Origin of the sequence: Lactobacillus sp. ESL0233 (assembly GCF_003692995.1) — a bacterium.
Lineage (GTDB): Bacteria > Bacillota > Bacilli > Lactobacillales > Lactobacillaceae > Lactobacillus > Lactobacillus bombicola.
Map to the genome: position 1 here is coordinate 86,693 of NZ_REHH01000006.1, position 26,188 is coordinate 112,880.

20 protein-coding genes and 1 tRNA gene are annotated in these 26,188 nt (G+C 35.4%); 18 read left to right on the forward strand and 3 right to left on the reverse strand.

The window, feature by feature from the left end:
• Positions 1–3 precede the first annotated feature (3 nt).
• From F5ESL0233_RS02065 to F5ESL0233_RS02115, 11 genes are all read left to right on the forward strand, one after another.
• Positions 4–2,979 (forward strand): type III restriction-modification system endonuclease, encoded by a 2,976-nt coding sequence (locus tag F5ESL0233_RS02065; RefSeq protein ID WP_122058492.1) that lies wholly within the window; start codon positions 4–6, stop codon positions 2,977–2,979.
• Between the two features lies 1 nt (position 2,980).
• Entirely contained in the window at positions 2,981–4,273 is a 1,293-nt protein-coding gene (locus F5ESL0233_RS02070; RefSeq protein ID WP_122058493.1) for a hypothetical protein, read from the forward strand.
• On the forward strand, positions 4,254–6,146 hold the full coding sequence (locus F5ESL0233_RS02075; protein WP_122058495.1) for a DEAD/DEAH box helicase: 1,893 nt from the start codon (positions 4,254–4,256) through the stop codon (positions 6,144–6,146). The genes F5ESL0233_RS02070 and F5ESL0233_RS02075 overlap by 20 nt, the downstream gene beginning before the upstream one ends.
• 833 nt (positions 6,147–6,979) lie before the next feature.
• Positions 6,980–7,867, forward strand: a complete 888-nt coding sequence (locus F5ESL0233_RS02080; protein ID WP_122058497.1) for a restriction endonuclease — start codon at positions 6,980–6,982, stop codon at positions 7,865–7,867.
• Positions 7,868–8,273: 406 nt separating this feature from the next.
• Positions 8,274–9,806, forward strand: a complete 1,533-nt coding sequence (locus tag F5ESL0233_RS02085; RefSeq protein ID WP_122058498.1) for a class I SAM-dependent DNA methyltransferase — start codon at positions 8,274–8,276, stop codon at positions 9,804–9,806.
• Entirely contained in the window at positions 9,796–10,932 is a 1,137-nt protein-coding gene (locus F5ESL0233_RS02090; RefSeq protein ID WP_122058500.1) for a restriction endonuclease subunit S, read from the forward strand. The genes F5ESL0233_RS02085 and F5ESL0233_RS02090 overlap by 11 nt, the downstream gene beginning before the upstream one ends.
• Positions 10,933–11,728: 796 nt before the next feature.
• Positions 11,729–12,913 carry an amidohydrolase family protein gene (locus F5ESL0233_RS02095; RefSeq protein WP_090093502.1) on the forward strand — a complete coding sequence of 395 codons (1,185 nt, stop codon included), beginning with the start codon at positions 11,729–11,731 and terminating at the stop codon, positions 12,911–12,913.
• Positions 12,914–12,961: 48 nt separating this feature from the next.
• The gene (locus tag F5ESL0233_RS02100; protein WP_122058501.1) at positions 12,962–13,963 is read left to right on the forward strand and encodes an NAD(P)-dependent oxidoreductase; all 1,002 of its coding nucleotides are present in this window, start codon (positions 12,962–12,964) and stop codon (positions 13,961–13,963) included.
• A gap of 177 nt (positions 13,964–14,140) precedes the next feature.
• Positions 14,141–15,370 carry a DEAD/DEAH box helicase gene (locus tag F5ESL0233_RS02105; RefSeq protein WP_122058503.1) on the forward strand — a complete coding sequence of 410 codons (1,230 nt, stop codon included), beginning with the start codon at positions 14,141–14,143 and terminating at the stop codon, positions 15,368–15,370.
• Complete coding sequence (locus F5ESL0233_RS02110; RefSeq protein ID WP_122058504.1) at positions 15,367–16,695, forward strand: PTS sugar transporter subunit IIC; 1,329 nt, start codon at positions 15,367–15,369, stop codon at positions 16,693–16,695. Before F5ESL0233_RS02105 ends, F5ESL0233_RS02110 begins: the two co-directional genes overlap by 4 nt.
• 52 nt (positions 16,696–16,747) lie before the next feature.
• Positions 16,748–16,820, forward strand: a tRNA-Arg gene (locus tag F5ESL0233_RS02115).
• Positions 16,821–16,915: 95 nt separating this feature from the next.
• Here F5ESL0233_RS02115 and F5ESL0233_RS02120 read toward each other — a convergent pair.
• A complete protein-coding gene (locus F5ESL0233_RS02120) occupies positions 16,916–17,152 on the reverse strand; it encodes a DUF2188 domain-containing protein (RefSeq protein ID WP_090092965.1) in 237 nt (78 codons plus the stop codon).
• A gap of 367 nt (positions 17,153–17,519) precedes the next feature.
• On the opposite strand from F5ESL0233_RS02120, the gene wecB reads away from it, so the two are divergent.
• The gene (gene wecB, locus F5ESL0233_RS02130) at positions 17,520–18,662 is read left to right on the forward strand and encodes a non-hydrolyzing UDP-N-acetylglucosamine 2-epimerase (protein WP_122058508.1); all 1,143 of its coding nucleotides are present in this window, start codon (positions 17,520–17,522) and stop codon (positions 18,660–18,662) included.
• A 35-nt stretch (positions 18,663–18,697) separates the two neighbouring features.
• On the opposite strand, the gene F5ESL0233_RS02135 is transcribed toward wecB, so the two are convergent.
• Both F5ESL0233_RS02135 and F5ESL0233_RS02140 read right to left on the reverse strand, forming a co-directional pair.
• Entirely contained in the window at positions 18,698–19,225 is a 528-nt protein-coding gene (locus F5ESL0233_RS02135; RefSeq protein ID WP_090092970.1) for a GtrA family protein, read from the reverse strand.
• On the reverse strand, positions 19,218–19,664 hold the full coding sequence (locus tag F5ESL0233_RS02140; RefSeq protein WP_090092972.1) for a flavodoxin: 447 nt from the start codon (positions 19,662–19,664) through the stop codon (positions 19,218–19,220). The genes F5ESL0233_RS02135 and F5ESL0233_RS02140 overlap by 8 nt, the downstream gene beginning before the upstream one ends.
• Positions 19,665–19,800: 136 nt before the next feature.
• Here F5ESL0233_RS02140 and map point away from each other — a divergent pair, with 136 nt between their 5' ends.
• From map to F5ESL0233_RS02170, 6 genes are all read left to right on the forward strand, one after another.
• Positions 19,801–20,628, forward strand: a complete 828-nt coding sequence (map, locus tag F5ESL0233_RS02145; RefSeq protein ID WP_122058510.1) for a type I methionyl aminopeptidase — start codon at positions 19,801–19,803, stop codon at positions 20,626–20,628.
• A gap of 5 nt (positions 20,629–20,633) precedes the next feature.
• A complete protein-coding gene (locus F5ESL0233_RS02150) occupies positions 20,634–21,551 on the forward strand; it encodes a YihY/virulence factor BrkB family protein (RefSeq protein ID WP_090092975.1) in 918 nt (305 codons plus the stop codon).
• Positions 21,552–21,620: 69 nt separating this feature from the next.
• Positions 21,621–22,520: a UTP--glucose-1-phosphate uridylyltransferase GalU gene (galU, locus tag F5ESL0233_RS02155; protein WP_090092977.1), complete on the forward strand. Its 900-nt coding sequence runs from the start codon at positions 21,621–21,623 to the stop codon at positions 22,518–22,520.
• 141 nt (positions 22,521–22,661) lie between these two features.
• On the forward strand, positions 22,662–23,813 hold the full coding sequence (locus F5ESL0233_RS02160) for a thiolase family protein (protein WP_122058512.1): 1,152 nt from the start codon (positions 22,662–22,664) through the stop codon (positions 23,811–23,813).
• Entirely contained in the window at positions 23,814–25,025 is a 1,212-nt protein-coding gene (locus F5ESL0233_RS02165) for a hydroxymethylglutaryl-CoA reductase (protein ID WP_122024498.1), read from the forward strand. It abuts the gene before it with no gap.
• Positions 25,025–26,188, forward strand: a complete 1,164-nt coding sequence (locus F5ESL0233_RS02170; protein WP_122058514.1) for a hydroxymethylglutaryl-CoA synthase — start codon at positions 25,025–25,027, stop codon at positions 26,186–26,188. The genes F5ESL0233_RS02165 and F5ESL0233_RS02170 overlap by 1 nt, the downstream gene beginning before the upstream one ends.

Consider the following 26,188-nt stretch of genomic DNA (forward strand, 5'->3'; position numbering starts at 1 on the left):
GCCATGAAGATTAAACTAGAAACTTTACAGCATCAAACTGACGCTCTGGCTGCCATTGATAAATCTTTTCCCGGAATGGATACGATGAGTGCTAATCCAGATGCTAATTATATTTATGCTAATCCTTTAATTAGATATCGTTACAACGACAAGGCTAATATTGATATCAAAATGGAAACGGGTACTGGTAAGACATACGTTTATACCCGAATGATGTATGAATTACATCAAAAGTACGCTTTATTTAAGTTTGTTATCGCTGTGCCAAGTCCGAGTATTAAAGAGGGAACTCGTAACTTTATCGAAAGTGACTATGCCAAGCAGCATTTTAGCGAATTTTATGAAAATACTCGCATTCAATTAAACGTCATTAATGCGGGGGATTTTAGTGCGCGTTCAGGACGACGGAACTTCCCGGCTCAGCTATCAGAGTTTGTCGAAGCAACTAGGCAGAATGCTAACCAAATTGAAGTTTTGCTGGTTAACCAGGGGATGCTGCACTCTAAGTCCATGCACCGTGATGACTATGATCAGACTTTGCTTGGGGGAGAAACTTCGCCAATTAAAGCCATTGCAGCAACGAGACCAGTTGTAATTATTGACGAGCCACAACGTTTCCCACGGGGCAAGAAGTTTTACGAAGATATTGAAGCTATGAGCCCCCAGCTGATTGTTCGTTTTGGGGCCACTTTCCCAGAAACGACCAGTGGTCGTAGCAAAAATAAAGTTACTAAGATTGATTACTATCGTGGTGAGCCCCAGTTTAACCTTGACGCAGTTGACAGCTTTAACCAAGGATTAGTCAAGGGAATTGATATTGACTATCCTGATATACCAGAAGAACAGGCTAACAATTTATATAAGGTGAAGCAAGCTAAGGCAAAGGAACTAATTATTACTAAAGGCAAGAAAGAATACTCACTTAATGTCGGAGAAAATTTAGTGGATGTTGATTCGGGGTTTGAAGGTAACATTACTTATGTTGGTGGAACAGATTGTGAATTATCTAATGGATTAGCTCTTTCAAAGGATATGAAGTTAATTCCTGGTACTTTTGCCCAAAACTATCAGGACGAAATTATCTCGCAAGCATTGGATTGTCACTTTAAAGCCGAAGAGGAAAACTTCTTGCGCCCAAATTCAGGAGACAATGCTCCTAAAATTAAAACATTATCTTTATTCTTCATTGATAGTATTTCAAGCTTTCGTGGGGAAGCTAATGGTAAAGGCTGGTTGGCTCGTGATTTTGAAACAATTTTGATCAAGAAACTGAAAAAGTTAATTGCCCGTTATGAACTAGCGATGGATGATCGTGAAAAAGAATATTATTCATTCTTACAAGCTACCTTAAGGAGCCTTCAGTCCAAGCATCAGGACGTATATGCTGGATACTTTAGTGAAGATCGTGGTAGTTCGGATGCTGACATTCAAGCCGAGGTCGAAGATATTTTGAGTAATAAGGAAAAGTTACTTAGTTTTAAGGATGAGGATGGAAACTGGTTGACTCGTCGTTTTCTGTTTTCCAAATGGACGCTCCGTGAAGGATGGGATAATCCGAATGTTTTTACGATTGCTAAACTAAGGACTTCTGGTTCAGAAATTAGTAAGATTCAAGAAGTTGGTCGTGGATTACGCTTACCGGTTGATGAAACTGGACACCGCTTAAACCAAGATGAATGGCAAAGTCGGCTTTCATTCTTGATTGGTTATGATGAGCGCGATTTCGCTCAGAAATTAGTTGGTGAAATTAACGATGATTCGCCGATTAAACTAAACCAAGAGGAACTTACGGATGACATGATTAAGCTGATTGTGCAAGTCAGACAAAAGACTGCTCCTCAATTTAATGAAGACCAGTTACTTGATGATTTAGATGAGCATAACGTAATTACCCGCTCTAATAAATTTAAAGATGATGTGAAACTCGATGGGCAAACTATGTCTGGCTACGATGCTTTGTGTCAACTTTATCCTGAACTTGAACAACAAACCAAAGTTGCTAAGGGCAAGGTTCGTGATAAGAATTCTAAGGACAATATTGTAGTTAGGTTGCGTAAGCAAAACTGGCAGCAGTTGAAGAATTTATGGCTGCAGCTAGCTAAGCGGCAGATGATTAAGTTTGATCCATCAGTTAATCAGGATGCCGAAATCGTTGCCCGCAATGTTTTTAATGACAGCGACAATAAGATTTTTGTTTTACAACGCCCACAAATGGTTCATCAGGAAGTTATCACTGATAAAAATGCAGCATTTATAAGAGAAACACAGGCTGATTATAATACAGATTACCTGACCATGAACTACGGTAAGTTTCTCAAAATATTAGCTCAACAAACAGATCTCTCAGTCAATTTGCTAAATAATTTGATGATTAAGGCCATCAAGCGTCTGAGGAACAATACGAATTACATTAATGAAAAGACACTAGAGAATCTAATTCGGACTTTTAATAATCAGTTCAATAAACGTATCAAGACTTCATACAGCTATGAACCATTAAACTTTTCCGCATCAACTTCGATTTACAATGCGAAGGAACAAGAATTTGTAGATTCAGTACCAGCTAGTTTGTTAGGTGTATACCAGTCAAATTCGACTTCTGATGAGAAGTACTTGTATGATCGACCACCACTTTACTATGATAGTGCCGATCCAGAATTAAAAATTTTGAAGCGATCATATGGTCCTAGGATTAGTGTTTTTGGCAAGTTACCAAAGAAAGCTATCAAGATTCCACGATTTGATAACGGAACAACTACACCTGACTTTATTTTTAAAATTGAACATGGTTATAAGCCAATCTATTTGGTTATTGAAACCAAAGCTGAAAACATGCGTCTAGGTGATGAAGAAATTCATATTATTCAACAGAAGTACTTTGACCAGTTGAAAGAATCAGGAGTTTATTACCGAATGGCTACTAGTGAACAAGAAGTACACGATTTGATTAATAAATTAGAAAATGGGGAGCTGAGTTAGGATGATATCGCTAATTCATTTAGCTAAAGAAGGTAAATTAGAAAAAACGGGTGCCAAACCTAAACTGCCAATTAAAGTTGATGGTGTAAGCTCAGAGACTCTTGATGTCTATAAAATTCCTTTGGAGTACCTTTACTATAATGATAAAAATGGCCGAATTGCGACTGGTATTTCACAATATCAGGACGAATTGCATCCGGCAAATGATCAAGAGGATCCACAATACAACAATTTTGTTGCTAAGTTGATTGAACAAGACAATTCATCAGCACTGAAACGGACAGAAAAATCGATTCAAGAGTCAGGCCAACAGGTATATGGCTATGTCCTTGATGATGGGCGGATTATTGATGGGAATCGTCGTTTTACGGCTCTACGTGGTATTCATCAATCAACCGGAAGAACAGTATATTTTGAGGCAGTTGTTTTACCATTTTCATATGACAATACTACTGAGCGGGCTAAGATTAAAAAACTAGAATTGGCCATTCAAATGGGAGTTGAGGAACGGCAAAATTATGATCCGGTTGATCTAGCGGTGGACATCTATCAAACTACTAGTGGCAATGATCCAATTATGACTCGAGCCGACTATGCAGCCGACTCTCATATGCGACTTACTGAAGTTAAGAAATACTATGATGGGGCAGTATATATGAAGAGGTTCCTGGAGTTTATTGGCGCACCTGAAAATAATTTCAATATCATCAAAGAAAGTAAAGTTTGGTCACTTTTTTATGAAATGGGTAAATCCCTTTCCAAAAACTTTGGTGATGAACCAGAATCACAGGTTCGTAAGAATGAAACCATGAATTCATATTTTGGCGTGATTCTTTATCAAATTCATGTCGGAGTTAGTGGTAATACTGCCCGTACTCATATTCGTGAATATAGTAAGAACATTGTGAATAGTGTAGATAATGAAGATTTCAACGATGATGTTGCCGATATGGTAGATGATTTATCAGATTCACTTCAAGATGAAGAGATTTGTTCGACATCGGATTTAATGCAAAGTTTAACTGACGAAAACGAAACAGTTGAGGCCCTGGGTGATACTTTTGATGCTTATATGCGGAATGCCCGTAACAGTGAATCTGTCGATAAGTTTATCCGTAATATCAAGCAAAATGTTAAATACTATCATGATTTAAATGAGGATGGTGGCTTAATTGGAAGTTTGCGTTATAACGAAGTGAGTGAAGATCAGTTAAAAGAATTACAAAAGTATATGCGTGATTTAAATCAATTAAGTAAGGAGCTTTTTAGTAAGTATGGTGATGAAATCAGATAGTCCAATTATCATCAAAAATGATGAAGACCTGTTTCAATTAATAGATGATACTCACCGTACTCTAGAAACCAAGACGGCTCAGCGTGGGTTAGCAATTTTTGCTCCTTATTTTAAAGATTCTAAGCAACGAACCTTTAAAAAAGATTTGACTTACGTCCAGCTGCTGGAGTTAGTAAAGAAACTTAATCGACGTTTGCAACGTAAAGGATTGCCAGAGGTTGAAACTAGTAATAAGTTCGATCAATTTGTACAACAGGGCCAGTACTATATTAAAGAACAAAGTCAGGCAGGCTTGACTATTAAAGATGATGATCATCGTTGGCTGCATGAGTTCGAAAACTTCAAAAAAGTAGTTAACCAGGAAATTACGCGGCCACTAAAGCTAGAGCAAGAAAAAGCTAGTTTCTTCATGACCATCATGAAACGAGCGGCTAATTTTTCGGTACCTGGTGCTGGTAAAACCGCTATGATGTATGGAACTTTTGCTTATTTGTCTAGTCCTCAAGTAAATGAAGTCGATAAGCTCCTAGTAGTATCTCCTTTAAATGCCTTCGCGGCTTGGCGGACAGAATTTCAAGAAGTTTTTGGGCCTAAGCGAGAACTTCACTATTTCAATATGCGGGATAAAAAGTATAATAATAATCTCGGCGCAATTAAGCATGATTGGATTCAGGCTGATGTGATTGCCATCAATTATGAATCATTGCAAAGTAAGTTAAACATTATTAATGACTTATTGGATGCCAAAACAATGTTAGTCTTTGATGAGGTTCACCGGGTAAAAGGTATCGGTGGTCAACGTGCAAAAGCTGCATTGAGTTTAAGTCAAGCTCCGCACTATCGCTATGTTTTGACGGGGACACCAATTCCGAATGGATTTAGGGATATCTACAATTTTTTGCATTTAATGTACCCTGATGAATATTCTTCGTTCTTTGCTTGGGACTTAACGACCCTGAACACTATTGACCCAGAGGACGTGAATAAGAAGCTAGCGCCATTTTTTTGGCGGACCACCAAGGAAGATTTACATGTCCCCAAGTCTGATCCAGATATTATCAAAGAAGTGGCTCCATCTAAAAATCAGGAGTTATTGGCACAAGAAATTTACGAAAATGAAAATGGAACACTGGCAACCTTCATCAGACTACTACAGGCTTCAACTAATCCAGAATTGCTTAGTACTAATATCAACTATAAAGAATTAGGACTTGTTGATGCTGACTCAGGCGTTTGGGATAAGCAGGCTATCACAATTGAGAAAGAAAATATTAGTAGCGGTGAAGCATACAAGAAGTATGATCTAACCAAGATAGAAGCGCCTAAGTTTGAAATGGGTATTGACTTGATTGATAAATTAGTCAGTCAAGGAAAGAAAGTACTGGTCTGGGGAATGTTTGTTGGCACTATGCAAAAGATTACTGATACTCTTAATAGTATGGGCATCAAAACCACTTTAATTTATGGTGCAACTCCTAAGCAGGACCGTGAAGGACTGATTAACAATTTTCGGACGGGAGATGCACAGGTACTAGTTTCAAATCCTAATACTTTAGGTGAATCAATTTCTCTTCACCAGACGGTACATGATGCGATTTACTTTGAATACAACTTCAATCTAACTTTTATGTTGCAGTCGCGAGATCGAATTAATCGGTTAGGATTACCAGCGGACCAATACACTCGATATTACTATTTGATGACCAAAGGTGATGTTGCTCATATGAGCTTCATTGATAATACGGTTTATAAAAAATTGAAAGATAAAGAAAAAATTATGCTTGATGCCATTGATGGCCAATTACTTGTGCCAGAATATACCGATGATTATCTGCAAGAAGTTAAAGACATAGTTATGGGTAGGTATAAGTAGGAAGATAAGTAATTATGAAACTATTGTTCCATCTACTTAATACAACTAAAAACAAATTACAAGAACTATTAAATATATGGTAAACAAAGATATATGGCTTGAAAACTTGCAGAAGCAAATAATTGATATGTGATGAAGCGGTTTATTGTGTTAAAACATTTTACGAATGGAAAAATAGCTCTAAAGTTACTTTAATGGAATTTTGATGAATTTCATCAAGTAAGTTTAGGATTTAAGCTATAATACTTTCGACAAGTGTTTTAGTTGGATTTTGATTTTAATGTTTTCACATAAATACTTTCAAATTTTGTAATTTTATAGATACCAGTCATATCAAATTAATGCTTTTGGCTAATGTGCAATGGGCAAAATTAGCTAGTAGCATGTTTAAATAGTAACGGTAATGAAACTGACAAAAATAATTTAAGTATAGAAAGTTATCTGGCAAAAGAGCTTAATTTTTAATTTGTAACAAAATTATATGGTAAAATTCAGCTGTTGCAGTGTTATTTGATTTTTTAACTTCATTAAATATATGGGTGAGAATAAAAAAAATAATGTTTTTAATATTGTATTGCATTATGCTTATAAATTTAGAATTATTGTTTGCTGCAAATATTTTGAAATATTATATTTTTGTATATTCTTATTTTATTTCTATAATTGTATGTATTTAAATAAAAAGAATTATTACTTTAATTCTAGATTGAAATTTATCACTTAGATAGCTTGAGCGAAAAAAGTAAGATGATTTTAGTTTTTTAATTAATAAAATATTTAGTTACAAAAAATTTTAAGTATAATGTATAAGCAATAGAGGAAAGGATATATAGATGGCTAACAAACAAATTGACATTGAAAATGTAACAATGAGAGAAGTCTTAATTGCCATTAAACGTTTGGGAGGTCAAGCTACCAGAAAAGAAATTAGAGCAGATATTCGTGATAACTCTACTGTAATTTCTGAAAATGAAGTAGATAAAACAAGAGTTTCTCAAAAGACTGGTGTCCGTTATAGTCCATTTGCTTATACACTTAATTATGCAGTTAAATATTTGCTTACTACAGGTTACTTGCTTGATGCTGATAATCATCAAGTTGAGTTATCAGCAAAAGGACGTAGTGTCAATTTGGCAACTTTTACTGCCGAAAAAGACGTTCGACCATTTTTGGAAGATAATAGTTCAAAAGATTTAAAGACCAAAAACTTAGCTGAGATTGTGTCAACTAAGTTTTCAACTGATAGGGAGGTAGTCGAGGACCAGTGGCGGCAAGACTTGCTTTCGGCTTTGATACAAATGAATCCATCAAAATTTGAACTCTTTTGTCGAGGTCTCTTGACTAAAATGGGTATTGATGTCGATGATACAATTGGTGTTAGTTATGTTGCTGATGGCGGTTTGGATGGCTTTGGTTATGTGCGTTCAGATGATTATCGAACTACTCGAGTTGCCCTGCAAGCTAAACGCTGGCAAGGAAATGTTCCAGCACCAGAGATTGATAAATTTCGCGGAGCAATGGATAAGTATAACGCGGAATTTGGTATTTTTATTACAACAGCAGATTTTACCCGGGGTGCAGTGAAAGCCGCAAGGCAGGGTACGAGAATGATTACTTTGATTAATGGGGACGAAATTTGTAATTTGGTTGCCCAATATCATTATTATGTTGAACCAGTAACGACTTATCGTTTAAAAAGTTTTTATACTGATCAGAACTAGTACGGTTGCACGGTTAATAAGAAGATAAGTGATTTAATTTGGTTATGATACTCTTTATTAACTTTTTAAAAAAACTTGTTGTTCCATTACTGGAGACAGCAAGTTTTTTGGTATGGTTAATAAATTTAATAAGTAAAAAGGTCGAGCCACTTCTATGATAAAATATAGAAATTAAAAGATATAAATCCATAGGAGATGAGGTAGCTAGCTAGCGATTTAACTGAAAATATGATAATTAAGAGCATTTTGTTTCAATGGCAAGATTAGGTAGACAAGTGACTAAAATAAAATTAACCAGTTGAATATTTATTTCTTATGGTTAAGTAACGATTAGAAATACTTTTTTATTTAAGCATTATTTTAAAGAGGCTTCAAATTAACTACAAGAACTAAAGGAAACAGATTAATGGTAAAAAAGATAAGCGAATTAGGTATTGAAAACAAATTATGGCAAACCGCAGATGCTTTGCGTGGAAGCATGGATTCATCTGAATATCGTAATGTGGTTTTAGGATTGATTTTTCTAAAATATATTTCAGATTCATTTGAAACTAAACATCAAGAACTTTTGAAGTCTGATTATCCAGAAAAGTCTGAGAATCCAACAGAATATAAAGTTGCAAATGTTTTTTGGGTACCAAAGCAAGCGCGTTGGGATGTAATTCAAAAAGCAGCTAATACACCGCAAGTTGGTAAAGTAATTGATCGAGCTATGCGCGAAATCGAAAAAAATAATACCTCACTTCGAGGGATTTTGAGTAAGGAGTATGCTTCGCCCGATTTAGATAAAAGTCGCTTAAGTGAGGTTGTCGAATTGATTTCTGACATTAGTTTAGGCTGTGCCAGAGCTATGCGCTCTGATGTGTTGGGGCGTGTCTATGAATATTTTTTAATTAAATTTGCCGCCCAAGAAGGAAAAAAGGGCGGAGAATTTTATACTCCTCGTTCGATTGTACGCACCTTAGTGGAACTGATTGAGCCATTCAAAGGCAAAATTTATGATCCTTGTTGTGGATCAGGTGGAATGTTTGTGCAATCTGATAAATTTGTTGTAGAGCATCAAGGAGATGTTTCTGATTTATCAGTTTATGGCGAAGAATCCAATCCTACGACTTGGAAATTAGCTAAGATGAATCTAGCTATTCAAGGAATTGATAATAATCTTGGTCCACAGCAAGGGGATACCTTTACCAATGACTTTCATAAAAATGAAAAGTTTGACTTTGTTTTAGCTAATCCACCCTTTAATGTAAAAAATTGGAATGGTGAAAAGCTGATAGATGATCCACGTTGGAAATATGGAATACCCCCAATTGGTAATGCCAATTATGCTTGGATTGAGCATATAATTAGTAAACTTGCTCCAGACGGAAAAGCAGGCTTTGTCTTAGCTAATGGAGCATTGTCAACTTCAACTAAGGAAGAATACGAAATTCGCAAAGCTTTACTTGAGGACGATAAAATTGATGCAATTGTAGCTTTGCCTGATAAGATGTTTTATTCAACTGGTATTGCTGTATCGCTTTGGTTTGTAGATATGGATAAGCAATCGAGCGATGAGCGCAACCGTAAGAATGAAACTTTATTTATTGATGCCCGCAATTTAGGCGAAATGGTTGACCGTAAGCATCGTCGCTTCTCTAAGGAAGATATCAATAAGCTAGCGACAATCTATCATGCTTATCGTGGAACTATCGACGAGCAATATAAAGATATTGCTGGTTTTTGCAAAGTAGTCAAATTATCTGAAATTGCGCAGAATGATTATGTTTTAATTCCAAGTCGTTATGTAGGAATAGCCAAGCAAGCCAAAGTCGGTGAGTCATATGAAGCACGAATGACCAAACTGACTAGTGACCTTAAAGAACAATTTGCTAAAAGTGACAAGTTGCAAAATGATGTTCGACAAGTGCTGAAAGGTCTGGGTTATGAAATATAGATCTATTGGTGAAATATGCACAAAAATAACTGATTATGTGGCAAATGGTAGTTTTAAATCCTTAAAAGAAAATGTTATTTATACAAATGAATCGCAGGGCTATGCAGTTTTGATCAGGCTCACTGATTATAGAAATAATTTTAAAGGACCATTTCAGTATATAAATAAGGCTGGTTATCAATTTTTAAAGAAAACGAAACTTTATGGCGGAGAAATTATTATTTCTAATGTTGGTACTCATTTAGGTACCACCTTTAAAGCTCCGCAACTTGATAAGCCGATGTCTTTGGGACCGAATGCAATTGTAATTGATACCAAGTATAATAATGATTACTATTATTACTTTTTATCTAGTCCCAGTGGCCAGGACTTAATGAAAACAATTGTTTCTGGTAGTGCACAGCCCAAGTTTAATAAAACTGCTTTTAAGCGTCTATTGGTTCCAGTTCCTCCATTAGAAGAACAGGAACGGATTGCTAATATATTTTTGCAAATTGATAAAAAAATCGCACTTAATATACAAATAAATGAAAACTTACTTGCTCTAGCAGAAACTATTTTTAAAAAGTATTTCCCCAATGTGAACTCCGGTAAGGAAAAGATTGGTTCATATATGGCTAATTTTGATAAATTCAGGCGACCAATTGCTAATCGGAAGCGTCTAGCAATACAAGGTAAATATCGCTATATTGGTGCAGCTGCTGTCAATGATTATATTGATAAATATAATTTTGATGGCATTTATTTACTATTAGGTGAAGATGGATCAGTTGAAGACAAGGATGGTTATCCAGTCTTACAATATGTTTTTGGGAAATTTTGGCCTAATAATCATGTTCATGTTCTTCAAGGTAAACATGTTTCGACGGAATGGTTATATTTATTCTTTAGGCAAAAAAAGGTATCAACGATTATCACTGGTGCAGTGCAACAAAAAATATCGCAAAAAAATCTCAATTCATTAACCGTTAAGATACCAGCCAAAGATGAATTGGTAAAATTTGATCAAATTATTCAACCCTTATTTACAAAAATTAGAGCAAATGAAACTGAAAATATGGAACTGGCTGAAATAAAGCAAGTCTTATTCAGTCAGTTTTTCGATAATCATAGAGAAGTACGGTAGAAGAGGCATTAAATAAATTTATTAAGTTTTTTTTATAAAATTCGGTTTAGTATTTTTTTTTAATTTATAGTTTAATATAGTTTTTTGTATCCGCTAGCTAGCACTAAAATTAATAAATATATTCTTACTTGGGTAAACATTTACTAATATTTGTAAATGTTTATCTCAAGCTGAACTAAGACGATTGTCAACAATGGTGATTTATTAAACTATTGAGCATGAATCATTTTTATAAGCTACTCTTATATTTGATAAAAAATTGGCTAGAAAAGGGATAGATTTTAGGTCAATTTCATTACAATTGTCTACTAAATTTGCTACTGCGGATAGTACCACTAATCTAAGTTCATCGAGCATACGAACAGATAATTAAGTTGCATATTAGTAGTTGTATTTGGAGGTGCAATTACTTTGCCAGCGGAATTTTCTGTTAAATACCTGGATGTAGCTGGGATTCTATTATAAGTAAATTTAAAGCTTGCCCTAATTTTTATTGACAAGATATGTATAGGATGCTAAATTAAAAGTTAATTAAATATGATTTAAAAAGGCAATTACTCGATAAATTAGTAATGAAAGTATTAGTGAAAGTTTTAAATACTATGGGCACTACTTTTATTAGTGTTAACTAATTATCTTAGTTGGTATTTACTAATTTATAGTGGTATAGTGCAATCAATTGTTAGATAATTAATCGGGCTTTATTACGGAAGTAATAGATAAATTTAAAAGTGGTAACATGAAGCACTTGTCCTTGTATTGGGATAAGTGCTTTTTTATAAAGGGAGTTTTTAAGATGACGCAAACAGTTTTTTTTAATTTTAATTTGTTTAATGGTGAAGATGAAGAAGTAAAACCCAATAGTTATTTATTAGTTGATGATGATACAGGTAAAATTATTAAAGTAGGGTCTAATACTTTACCCAAGGCTGATCAGATGGTTGATTTGACTGGTCAATATGTAATTCCAGGTTTGATTAACTGCCATACTCACATCATTATGGATCCACAGACACCAGATGGTGATAGTTCAGCAAATGTTGTTGAAGCAACTGTTAGAGCAGTTAAGCATTTGCATGAGCTATTAAAGTCAGGTGTAACCTATATTCGTGAATGTGGCAGTACGTATGATATCGATATTGCCCTTAATAACTTAATAAAGAGGGGAGAATTGACTAATGTACCAGAAATTTTACCTTCGGGCCGTCCATATTCAATGACCGGTGGCCACGGCGACATGCCTAATTTTGGTCACTTGGTTGATTCTCCTGATGAAATGCGTAAGGCTGTTCGTCAAGGCATTAAAAAAGGTGCTAGAACAATTAAAGTAATGGCAACTGGTGGGGTAATGACTGAAAATGATTTTATGGATGATCCTCAGCTTAGTGAAAGTGAAATTCATGCTGCTGTTGAAGAGGCACATCATAAAGGATTTACTGTTGCTGCTCACGCTGAGGGTAATCCGGGAATTATGAATGCCATAAGAGCAGGTGTTGATAGTGTTGAGCATGGCTTTTATGTTAACGATGAAGAAATAGAACTGATGCTTAAAAAGGGTACATATTTAACACCAACAATTGTTGGTGCTTGGGCATTTATTGCATATGCTCCCGGTAAAATTCCAGAATGGGAAATGGCGAAAATTGCCTCGGCTTGGAAAGATTTACGGCAAAATATTACCCACGCCAAAAATTCTGGCGTACCAATAACATTGGGAACAGATGCTGGAACGCCATTTAATGATTTTAAGATGACGCCGCAAGAGTTGCCTTTGTTAGTTGAACAAGGCTTTACCAATTTTGAAGCTTTACAAACTAGTCGAAATTCTGCTAAGTTAATGAAAATTGATGATGAATATGGTTCATTAGTAGCCGGTAAATTTGCCGATTTCTTGGTTTTAAAGAAAAATCCTCTTGCTGAAATTACAGCTGTTACCCAAGTTGATAAAGCTGTTTATAAGAAAGGTAAAAAAGCTTATTAATATTAAAAAGGTAAAAAGAAGCTTCTATGACTATAAGGAGAACGAATAATGAAGGCTTTATTATACAATATGACGCCTGAACAGCAGGTATATGTAGATAAATGGAATCACAACCACGTTGAAGATGAATTGCAAACTACAGTTAAAAAACTTGATGCTGAAACTGTTGAACTTGCAAAAGGGTTTGACGTGGTTAGTGTCTTACAAATTTTTGATATTAATGAAGAAGCTGTTTATCGTAAACTTGCTTCTTATGGTATTAAGCAAATTGCCTTGCGGTCAGTTGGCTATAATATTATTAATTGGGAATTTGCACATAAGTATAATCTAATTATTACTAATACGCCAGCTTATTCTCCCCGAGCAGTAGCTGAAAATACCCTTACTTCTGCTATGTATCTGTTGAGAAAATGGGGTCCAATTTTTAAAAATGAATACGAAGATTTAAACTTTGTGCGTAGTGAAGATTTGATTAGTGATGAAATCTATAATCAAACTATTGGCATTATTGGTGTTGGTCGAATTGGTGGGGCAGTTGCTGAACTGTTTCATGCTTTAGGTGCTAAAGTAATCGCCTATGATATTGTGGAAAATCCTGCCAATGAAGCTTTTCTTGATTACACTGACTTTGAAACTGTCATTAAAGAAGCTGATATTTTAACCTTGCACACACCATTTGAACCTGGGATGGACAATATGATTGGGGCTGCTGAATTTAAAAAAATGAAAAGTACAGCCTATATTATAAATGCAGCTAGAGGGCCTCTAATTGATACTCAAGCTTTAATTACAGCATTAAAAAATAGAGAAATTGCAGGTGCTTCGCTTGATGTGATGACTGGTGAAGAAAATATCGTAATGAAAAAATTTACTAATATTGCCGAATTACCTGCGGATTATCAGGAACTAGCAAAAATGCCTAATGTTGTTTTTACTCCTCATTCCGCATATTATACTAAAACTGCGGTTAAAAATATGATTGAACAGAGTATGACTGACGTTAAGCGGGTATTGAACGGACAAAAACCAATTTATTTGGTAGAAGAATAAACTTAATTAATGACTGTTTTAAAACAGTCATTTTTAGTTATTAGCGAATTTATTTCTGGAAATTATACAAAAAATATTGATATGATAGACTAGTAGGATGAGAACAAGACATTTATAACCTGTAAACAATAACTTTTTTGTTAAGTAGACATAGAATATGGACAAGTTAAAATAATAATGAAAACAGAAATTCAATCAACCTTGGCTAGATTAGGCTTTAATCAACCAACATTAATTCAAACAAAAACAAGAGAGGCAATTTTAAGTGGTGAAAGTTGTATTGCATTAGCTAAGACCGGAACGGGCAAAACTTTAGCTTATGCAATACCTAGTTTAGAAAAAGTTAAAGTAGGTGAAGCAAATAGTCTAGTAATTTTTGCTCCGACAACTGAATTAGCTGTACAAATTCGGCATGCAATTAATCCATTTCTTGATGAGTTGAACTTAAAGGGAATTAGTTTGGTCGGCGCTGGAAATCGTAAACGCCAGGAAGATAACTTAAAGAAAAAGCACCCAGAAGTAATTGTGGCTACTCCTGGGCGATTTTTTGATTTTTTTTCAAGTGGTCGTATTAAAGTCAATCAGATTAGCACCTTGGTAATAGATGAAGCTGATGATATTTTGGAATTTAGTAAAATGGAATTACTTAGTTCTCTAGGACAAAACTTACGTTCTGATGCCCAGATTTTATTATTTGGCGCAACAGAATCAGAAATTACGCGTCAAGCTGACGAGCTGTTTGCACGCAACTTTGTTTTAATTGATGTTCGTCCAGACCAGAAAACAACGGTAAAAAACTATTTTTTGCAAGTTGATAATACGCACAAACTAGATTTTATTCAGCGTTTAGTAAGGCTTAATAATTTTAAGGGAATTTTGTTTTTTGACTCTAATCAAACAATGATGCGATTTGCGGGGATTTTAGCTCATACTAAAACTAAATTTGATCTTTTGGCAAATGAATTCAGTAAACAAAAAAGAGCAGAAGCCCTACACAATTTTAAAGTAGGCCACCTAAAATTATTATTGGCAACTGATTTAGCGGCACGTGGCTTAGACTTAACGGGAGTTACTTATGTTATTAATTTTGATATTCCTAGTGAAGCTAATACATATTTGCACCGGGCTGGACGTACAGGCAGGATGGGGGCTAATGGATATGTTGTCACTTTAGGCAATGATCATGATTTTCGTGACTTAAAAAATTTACTAGTTAATTCTGTTGAACTTGAGCGTGTTTATTTTGGCAAAAATCGTTTATCTCAAAAATTACCTCTTAAAAAAGCAGTCACTGCAGAAAAAGAAGTTACTGAGACCGCTAATAAAAAGCGAAAAAGCAATAAAAAGCGACATCGTAAAAATAAGGGTTATCATCCACATTATTTAAAAAAGAAGGACCAAAAATGAGTCGATTAGTAGCTTGGTTAGAAGATTATATTTTGCCCTTAGCTAACAAGTTAGGACAAGCCCATTGGCTAGTTGCCTTAAGGGATGCATTTATTTCAATAATGCCGATCACAATAGCTGGATCGCTCGCTGTGTTAATCAGAAGTTTAATTATAGTGGCAAGAGATGATTTAGGTTGGACAACTTTTGCCTGGGTAATGCAGCCGCTTACCTTAATCAGTAATGTGGTATGGCGTGGTACTTTTGCCTTATTTGCGATGTTTTTGGCAATGTCTTTAGGTTTTCATTTGGCTAAAAGCATCGAGGTTGATCCCATTGCTGGTGCTATTGTTTCTTTATCGTCTTTGGCCATGAGTATTGCTAATTTAACCAAACTTAGTGTTAATGGTAAGGTTGTCTCAATCCACCAATCATTTAACATTTCACAATTTTCAACGACGGGTATCTTTACTGCAATTTTGTTTGGCACAATTGGGGTTTCAATTTTTGCGCTTTGTTGTAAGGCACGGCTAACTTTACATTTATCAACTACTTTGCCCTATGCTGAACAAAAAGCATTTGACTCTTTAATTCCTGCTATTATTGCAATTTTTAGTGTCGGGTTGATTAACTTTGTCTTTCAAACAATTACTGGTACCTATTTTGGCAACTGGCTATTAGCCACTTTACAAGTACCCTTAGTTAAGATGGGACAAGGATTTGGTATGGTAATGCTAGTTACTTTATTAGTGCAAATCTTTGGCTTTTTCGGTATTAATGGACTAAGCGTTTGGGCACCAATTTTAGACTCAATCTGGTTAACGGCTCAGAATGTTAATGTAACAGCGGTTAGAACAGGGCATGATGTACCTTTTCTTTGGGTGCGTGGTTCTTTTGATGCTTTTGCTTGGTTTGGTGGAACTGGTGGCACCCTTATGCTAATTGTATCTATTTTGCTCTTTTCTAAACGGAGTGACTATCGCACTATTGCTAAGGTGGCTTTAGCACCAGGCATTTTTAATATTAATGAACCCATTGTCCTTGGCTTACCGGTTGTACTTAATCCAATTTACTTTATTCCATTTATAGTTGCGCCATTGGTGAATGTGGCATTTTCATATTGGGTGAGTGCCTTAGGTCTAGTTAATCCTGTTCAAGTAGCAGTACCAAGTATTATTCCACCAATTATTGGACCATTCTTGGCGTGTAATTATGATTGGCGTGCAATTATCTTATGTCTTATTAATATGGTAATTGCTCTGGCCATCTGGACACCATTTGTAATTGCAGCTGATAAAATTGCTGAAGCTAGTACGTCGCGTTCATATTATATTAGACAATATTAATGTAAAAAAAGTTGGCTTTTATCATTCAAATTTGGTAAAGTTAACTATGCATGACCCTGTAGTTCATCTGGATAGAACAATGGTCTCCTAAACCGTAGAGGTGAGTTCGAATCTCACCGGGGTCATTAACTTAAGACTATAAAGCTTGATATATCAGTTCCAAAAAGGCTTCAACTAAAAGTTGAAGCCTTTTTTGTAGCTAATTTATAAAAGATAAATTTTAGCCTTTGTCTTTGGGACTATCATTGCCATATGAATTTTTAAGATTAATTTGACCATTTTTCTTTTGACTAATTAACTCGCCCTTATTTTTTTGCGCTAATTGTTTGCCAAAGGCTAACGCATCTTCTTTGCGATCAAAGACTTTACGAGCTCGTTCAGCGCCTTCAACTTTAACGGCCCATTGCTCGCCATGGGTAGTAACCCAAACATTTTTACCATTTTTTTCTTCACTCATTGTGTTTACCTCTTTTCTATTTATTTAGACACTATTAATTATACAGCACATTTTAGAAAGCGTTATCATTTTTGCATTAGATAAATTGTAGCCAGAGGTGACTCTAAAATAATTACCATTAAAATAGCGGCTATTATAAATCCTATTGTAGCAATTAAAAATAGCTTTTTTCGTTGGTAGCTATTTTTTTGCCGATCAAAGCTAAAGACAAGACTAAAGCTAGAGACAATGATTAAAATACTGGTGAAAAGCAGTAAAGTAAAGTTGTAGTTCATCGGTTTCCTCATAATTAAAACGATTATAGTAATTAAAACATAAAAACTTGTTTTTTGGCAGTTAAGTTATTACTATTAAAATGGAGGTTTTTATGACTAAAATAAAAGTAATGATGGTTTTCGGCACAAGACCGGAAGCAATTAAAATGGCACCGCTAGTACTGAAATTACAAGCCGATGATCGCTTTGATGAAATCACCGTAGTTAGTGCACAACATCGAGAAATGCTTGACCAGGTACTTACCATTTTTAATATTCAGCCGGACTATGATTTTAATATCATGAAAAAGAATCAATCATTAGAAGAAATCACCGCAAAAGTAATGCTTGATCTTGCTAATGTGATTAAAAAAGAAGAACCAGACCTTGTTTTAGTACATGGCGATACTACAACTAGTTTTGCGGCTAGTCTTGCTAGCTTTTATGAGCAGTGTCCAATTGGTCATGTAGAAGCTGGTCTTAGAACTTGGAATAAATATTCGCCATTTCCTGAAGAAATGAACCGCCAAATGACAGATGATTTAGCTGACTTATATTTTGCGCCAACTAAAACAAGTAAGGCCAACTTACTACAAGAAAATCACCAACTAGAGCGAATTTTTGTTACCGGTAATACAGCAATCGATGCACTCGAACAGACAGTTCAATCAAACTACCATCATGATGTGCTGGACTTAATTCAACCAGGTAATCGGATCATTTTGGTAACAATGCATCGGCGTGAAAATCAAGGCCAACCAATGAGACGAGTTTTCAAAGCAATGAAACAGATTGTTGCTGAACATGATGATGTAGAAATTATTTATCCAGTTCATCTTTCACCTAAAGTTCAAGAAGTTGCTTATGAAATTCTGGGTAATGATTCTCGGATACATTTAATTGCTCCTTTGGATGTCGTCGATTTTCATAATTTAGCTAAAAGAAGTTATTTTATTATGACGGATTCAGGTGGTGTACAAGAAGAAGCGCCAGCATTAAATAAGCCCGTACTAGTTTTAAGAGACACCACTGAGCGTCCTGAAGGAGTTAAAGCTGGTACATTGAAATTAGTTGGTACGCAACAAGCTGATGTCCGTTCAGCAATGCGTGAACTACTTGATAATAAAGATATTTATTTGCAAATGGCTAATGCCCAAAATCCTTATGGTGATGGTCATGCTTGTGAGCGAATTATGGAAGATATTGCTTATTATTTTGCTGATGGTCAAAAGCAACGACCAGCCGATTTTGAATAAAAAAATAAGTCACAATTATGTGACTTATTTTTTTACTATTTTTTTGCTTGATGTGACTTAATTTTTCTTTTAGCTCGTTCAATCATTGTTGATTCTTGGGCTTGAAATACGGAACGAGTAGTTAAATAATTAAAAATACCAACTAATACCTGATCAATAATTTTAACCCAAAGCGCGTTTAGTCCGAGCCAAGAAAGCCCAACTAGCATAATTAAGCTATCAGGAATAAGACTAATAATGCGGTAGGTAAAAAAGACAATTAACTTTTGCCAAGTGGAGTGCTTTTGATCAACATTATTAATAAAAACAGCTTTTTGATTAAACACAAACGAAGCTAAGTTGGAAATAATAAACGCAATTGTATTAGAAATTAAAACGGCACTGTGCCACCATTTATGCAGGATCATAAAAACCACGGTATTGATTAATGCTGCAATAAATCCAAAAATCATGTAAACCACAAGATTGCGATGTTTTGTGACTACTTTTTGTGCTAAATGATGAATTTTAGGATCAGTAATTGAATTAAATCTGTCAGTATTTATTTTTTTATCCTTAATCATTTAATTGGTCAGCCATTTCTTTTGCCGCATTTTCAATTTTAGAAATTGCTTCATCATCAGGTGCGTTTTCAATGGTAACTGGTTTAGTAATTTCCTTAGCTCCTACTTGTTTAAACATTTTTTCAAAATCAAAAACATTTTCGCAAAAATGGTCAGCATAAACCAGATCACCGCTACCCAGTACAGCAAAATATTTTCCAGTTAAGTTTAATTCTTTTAACTGTTCGTAAAAATCTGATATTTCATCGGTCATTGTACCTTCACCATAGGTATAAGTGACAAATATGCATAAATCACTGCTTAAATAATCGTTGGCATCAGTGAATTCAGCTTCGCTGGTTTCCACATCAAAACCATAATCTTGTAACTCTTCTTCTAAGATATCGGCTATATCTGCATTATTGCCAGTCATACTAGCATAAACAATTCTTGCCTTCATATTTTTTCATGCCTTTCACATATTTTCTATCATAGTATTATACATAACTTTGAACACTTAACGAAACTCTTTAGTAAACTTTTAAAAAACGCTATAATGTAAATAAATATCATTTTTTATAGAGGAGAAGTTAACTTTGATTACTATTAAATCCATTCGAGAATTAAAGGGGATGCAGGCTTCAGGACGTTTATTAGCGTCAATGTTTGAGTCTTTACGTGATGTAATTCAACCAGGAATAACAACCTGGGCAATTGAAGAATTTTGCCAAGAATTTGTAAACAGTCGTGGCGGTCGCTTATCTGAACAAGGCTTTGAAGGTTATAAGTATGGCACCTGTATTTCGATAAATGATCAAATTGCTCATGCAACTCCGCGTCGAGATACGATTTTACAAAATGGTGACTTAGTTAAAGTTGATGTAACGTGCAATTTAAATGGTTTTGAAACTGATTCATGTACAACTTATGCTGTTGGTGAAATTTCAGAAGCTGACCGTGATTTGATGGAAGTTACAAAAAAGTCAATGTATTTAGGAATTGATCAAGCCATTTTAGGTAACCGCATTGGGGATATTGGTGCCGCCATCCAACACTATGTAGAAGATGAGCACAATTATGGTGATGTAAAAGAATTGGTTGGTCATGGTATTCAGCCTAGTATTCACGAAGATCCCGAAGTTCCTCATTGGGGTAAAGCTGGCCATGGTTTACGCCTTCGCGAGGGTATGACCATTACCTGTGAACCAATGGTAGAAGCTGGTGGAGATTGGCGGATTATTCAAAAGACAGTTGATGATCCAAATGATGATTGGGTATTTTATGCTACACCAGATGGTTCTAAATCGGCTCAATTTGAGCATACTTTTGTAATTACGGCAGATGGTCCTAAAATTTTAACACTGCAAAAGCCATATGATGGGTTAGAAAAATATTTACCTCACTTTGATGAAATGGATGATTAAGGTGGATGGGTAAAAAAGTTGCAACAATTAGCCAACGGCTAGCTTTGTATTATAAAACAATCTCACTTAAGTTTACGCAAGGTGAGGTATTAACAAGTGCAATTTCAATGGCCTATTATGTTTTGTTTTCAATATTTCCTTTAATTATTATTATTGGAAATATCTTGCCATTACTTCACATTGACACTGCACCAATCGCTAGCTATTTGAAACTGATTTTTCCTGATCGAATTGCTGGGTTTATTATGCCAATTATTAATTCGCTTTTAAAAAATAACTCAACTGGTTACATTTCTTTTGGTATTATATTGGCATTGTGGTCAGTTTCTTCCTTGGTTAATGCGATTCGAATTGGAATGAATCGTATTTATGGTGTACGAAAAGTTGAGTTGCAACAAAATTGGCCGATTGCAGTATGGACAAGATCAATTACAATAATTTTAACTAATTTGATGATTATTAGCTTTAGCTTGCTTAGTTTAACTTTTATTTTTGGTCAACAAATATTAGAATTTTTACGACCAATCTTTGCAATTTCAGTAGGCGAGTTGGAGAAGATATTCAATTTCCGCTATCCGGTCGTAATTATTACAATGATTAGTAGCTTGTATTATTTAAATTATTTTTTACCCAATATTAAACTTAAAAAAAGAGTTATCTGGCCAGGGGTTTTTACAACTTTGCTAGGTTGGTTAAGTCTATCCTGGCTTTTTAGTTATTATTTACATCATTTTCATATTAGCTGGGAAAATTATGGTATTATCGGTACTTTTATTATTTTCATGTTATGGTTGAATCTCTGTTCAATTCTTTTTCTAATTGGTACTTGCGTGAATGCAGCAATAGTATCGCTTAATTATGGCGAAGTGCAATATTCTGTGGGACATTTAGCCGAATATATTCAAAAAAAACGGCACCATTAATTACTGGAATCGAATAGTTGAATCTGATATATTAAGCACTGAAAGAATGTAAAAGAAAGTGTATAAGGTATGAAAGTAAGGAAAGCCATTATTCCGGCAGCTGGTCTTGGTACGCGGTTTATGCCTGTTACCAAAGCAATGCCCAAAGAAATGTTACCAATTGTCGATAAACCTACAATTCAATTTATTGTTGAGGAAGCAAAAAACTCTGGAATTGAAGATATTTTAATTGTTACTGGAAAAAATAAGCGAACAATTGAAGATCATTTTGATTCTAATCCTGAATTAGAGCAAAATTTACAAGAAAAGGGCAAAACTGGGCTATTGAAGATGTCACAAGAGATAACTCACTTGGGTATCAATATTTATTATACGCGGCAACCGTATCCTGCTGGATTAGGTGATGCAATAGCTCGAGGGCGCAGCTTTGTGGGCGATGAACCCTTCGTTGTAATGCTTGGTGATGACTTGATGATGGACGAGGTTCCACTAACAAAGCAATTGATTAACTGTTACAATGAGACGCATGCATCGACCATCGCGGTGATGCCGGTACCACATGAAGAAGTCTCTAAATATGGGGTAATTGAACCAGCTAATGAGATTATGCCGGGGTTAATTAACGTTAAGTCTTTCGTAGAAAAACCGGCTATCGATAAGGCGCCAAGCGATTATGCAATTATTGGACGCTATTTATTAACACCTGAAATTTTTGCAATTTTAGCTAAGCAAAAGCCAGATAAAGGTGGAGAAATCCAATTGACTGATGCCATTGATACCATGAATAAGACGCAACGCGTGTTTGCCCATGTCTTTAAGGGGACGCGCCACGATGTTGGTAATAAAGAAAGTTATCTTGAAACTTCGGTTGAGTATGGATTGAATCATGCGGAAACTAAAGATGCCTTGCGGAAATATATTATTAATTTAGGTCAAAAACTTCAAGCTGAAGAGCAAAAGAGTAAGTAATATTGGGTATTAAATTGAAGCCACTGTTAAGTGACTTCTTTTTTGTGTAAATTTTTCTAAATGTCAGTTTAATTACTATTAATCGTTTCTAAAATTAAGTAATATCGAATTGAATAATTTTTATACTGGGGGACAGACTTGATGAAAGATATTTTCATTGTTGCGGCTAAGAGAACACCTTTTGGTCGTTACCGCGGATTATTTGCGCAAGAAAGCGCAGTAGACTTGGGTACTATTGCTTTACGTGAAACACTAAAAAGTATCGGGTTAAAGGCTACTGAGCTGGATGCTCTTTTTATGGGTAACGTGTTGAGTGCGGGGTTAGGACAAAATATGGCCCGTCAAGTATCTTTAAAGGCTGGAATGAGCCAAAAAAGTACAAGCGTTACAATAAATGATGTTTGTGGTTCAAGTTTAAAAGCTCTGCGCCTTGCCCAAGGGCAAATGGAGTTAGGTGACTTTGATTTAGTGGCCGTTGGCGGCTCTGAAAGTATGACTAATGCGGTATATTATGCTAAAGATAAGCATGATTCAAACTTGCAAAGTGAAATGCTTAATAATGGACTAACTGATGCTTTTTCGGGCCTGCATATGGGCCTTACAGCGGAAAAGGTAGCAGATAAGTACCACGTTTTGCGTTCAGAAATGGATGAATATAGTCTTAATTCACATCAAAAGGCAACTAGGGCAGTAAAAAATGGTTATTTTGAGAACGAAATAATCAAAATTACTCATGGCAAAGAAGTAATTGATTGGGATGAAAATATTCGTGCAGATACTAGTATGGATGCTTTAAATAAATTAAAACCAGTATTTAAAGAACATGGGCAAATAACAGCTGGTAATGCTTCACCACTAAGTGATGGTGCTAGTATAGTAATTTTAGCCACTCAAGACAAAGTTGAAGAATTAAATTTGCAACCACTAGCACGTCTAGGAGCATATACTGAAGCTGGTACGGACCCGGCTTATATGGGCTTTGCACCTTATTTTGCAGTTAAAAAATTATTAGATATATCTAAGCGTCAAATTGCTGATTATGATGTAATTGAAGTTAATGAGGCGTTTGCTGCTCCAAGTATAGCATTGGCTAAAGCTCTATCAATTCCAATGGATAAACTAAATATATTTGGTGGTGCTATTGCCATAGGGCATCCTTTGGCAGCAACCGGAACTAGGCTAGTTGCTACTGCAATTAATGAATTGCAACACGTTACTGGTAAAACAGCCTTGGTTACACTTTGTATTGGTGGTGGTCAAGCAATTGCTTATGAAATAAATAGAGATTTTTAAATGAAGTTTTATGAATTAACTCCGGAAAAAAGGCGCTTATGGCTTAAACAACAAGGGATTGAACTAGATGAGATTGATCAGCAAACTTTACATGCACTTAATCAGTTGAGTGAGAATGTTGTAGGACAATTAAGTTTGCCAGTTGGTTTGGTCAAAAATTTACGAGTTAATGATCATAGCTACTTGGTCCCATTGGTAACTGAAGAGCCCTCAGTAGTTGCGGCTGCTAATCATGGCGCTAGTCTATTTGCTCAAAGTGGTGGTGTCACAGCAAGAAGTTTTCGAAATGGTATTTATGGTCAGATTGTTTTAGAAATTTCTGAAGCTTTTATCATTGATAATTTAAAAAACGATTTACCTAACTTAATTGCTAAGACTAATAAGCAGTTTGCTAGTTTAGTTAAGCATGGTGGTGGAGTTAAGGAGGTTAAAATTAAGCGGCAAAATACGCTGCTTTACCTAAGGGTATTAATTAATCCAGCAGAAGCTATGGGTGCTAATCGGGCAAACTCAATTTTGGAGTATATGGCTAGCGAGTTAGCTAATTACAGTGGTATTAAGAAAAAATTGTTTGCAATTTTATCAAATTACCCCAGTCAATTAACTTCTTGCAAGGCAAAATTGCATGTCAGTCTAGTTGGCGGGGCAGAAGTCGCAAGTCGAATAGCTTTGTTAAGCCAAATTGGACAAACGGATCCGTATCGAGCCGTGACTAATAATAAAGGAATTATGAATGGAATTGATGGTGTCCTTTTAGCAAGTGGTAATGATACTAGAGCTGTTGAAGCAGCTTGTGGTGTATGGGCTAGCCGTCAGGGAACTTATCGCAGCTTAAGTAGTTGGCAAGTTGAAGGTGAAAACTTATTAGGTCAATTAACCGTTCCTTTAGCGCTTGGAACCGTGGGCGGATCAATTAATTCCCGAAAAGATGTCCAGCAAAATTATCGTATTTTGGGGCAAGGAATAACTAGTCAAGTTTTAGCTAATATAATTGCTGCAGTTGGCTTAGCCAATAATTTAGCTGCTTTACTGGCAATTGCTACAACAGGTATTCAAGCAGGACATATGAAATTGCAGGCTAGAAATGTTATTGCTAATCTTGTTGCTAGCCCGCAGGAAAAAAGGGATGTTCTAGCCTTAATGACTAAGCAACATTTATATTCGCAAACAGACGCACAAAAATTTTTGAAACAATTAAGAGAGGAAAAATAATGCAGGTTGGAATTGATCAAATTGGTTTTTATACACCAAACAAATATGTAGATATGCTAGATTTGGCACATGCTCGAGGAGTAGAGCCCAATAAATATTTAATTGGCATTGGTCAGAGTAAGATGAGTGTAGCCGATCAATCGCAAGATGCTGTTTCAATGGGGATTAACGCAACTTTAAGTTATATTAATAAAGTGGATCTCGAACAAGTTGGTTTACTTATTATGGGTACGGAAAGTGGCGTTGACCAATCTAAATCAGCTTCACTCTTTATTAAAAGTGCTTTAAAGTTGCATCCCGAGGTGCGAACTTTTGAAATTAAGGAGGCATGTTTTGGGATGACTGCTGGCATTATGGTTGCGCGTGACTATGTTCGTTTACATCCTGAACATAGCGCAATTGTGATTGGTAGTGATATTGCGCGGTATGGCTTAAAAACGGGTGGTGAAGTAACTCAAGGTGCTGGTAGTGTTAGTGTATTGATTAAGGCCAATCCGCATATACTTGCGTTAACTAGTGGTCATAGTGCTTATAGTGCTGATATTAATGATTTTTGGCGCCCAAATAATTCAGCAGTTGCCTTAGTTGATGGTAAATATTCTACTGAGGTTTATTTAGATTTCTTTCAGCGGACTTTTCAAGCATATAAGTCTAAGCAGAAAATAACAACGGCTGATTTTACGGCAATTTTATATCATTTACCTTTTGTTAAAATGGGCTTGAAGGCGAATCGACTAGCAGTAGCAGAGCAAGATGCAAAAACGAAAAAGCGTTTGGAAACAAATTTTACCGCCTCTACTTTATATAGTAAGCAGGTTGGTAATATTTATACTGCCTCACTTTATTTAGGATTATTGAGTTTATTAGAAAATGGTACACTATCAGCTGCAGACACAATTGGACTATTTTCTTATGGCTCTGGGGCAATGGGTGAGTTCTATGCCGGAAAAGTAATGGCTAATTATGAGCAAGCCTTGAATAAGGTGGCCGATGAGAAAATGATTGCGCGTAGACAACAACTAACTATTGCTGATTATGAGCAAATTTTTAAGCAAGCTTTACAATTCCCAGCGGATAATATTGAATTAAGCAGTGATGAAGCTCCTGGATATTGGTATTTTGCCGGTACTAAAAATCATGTTCGTCAATATCAACGTAAATAA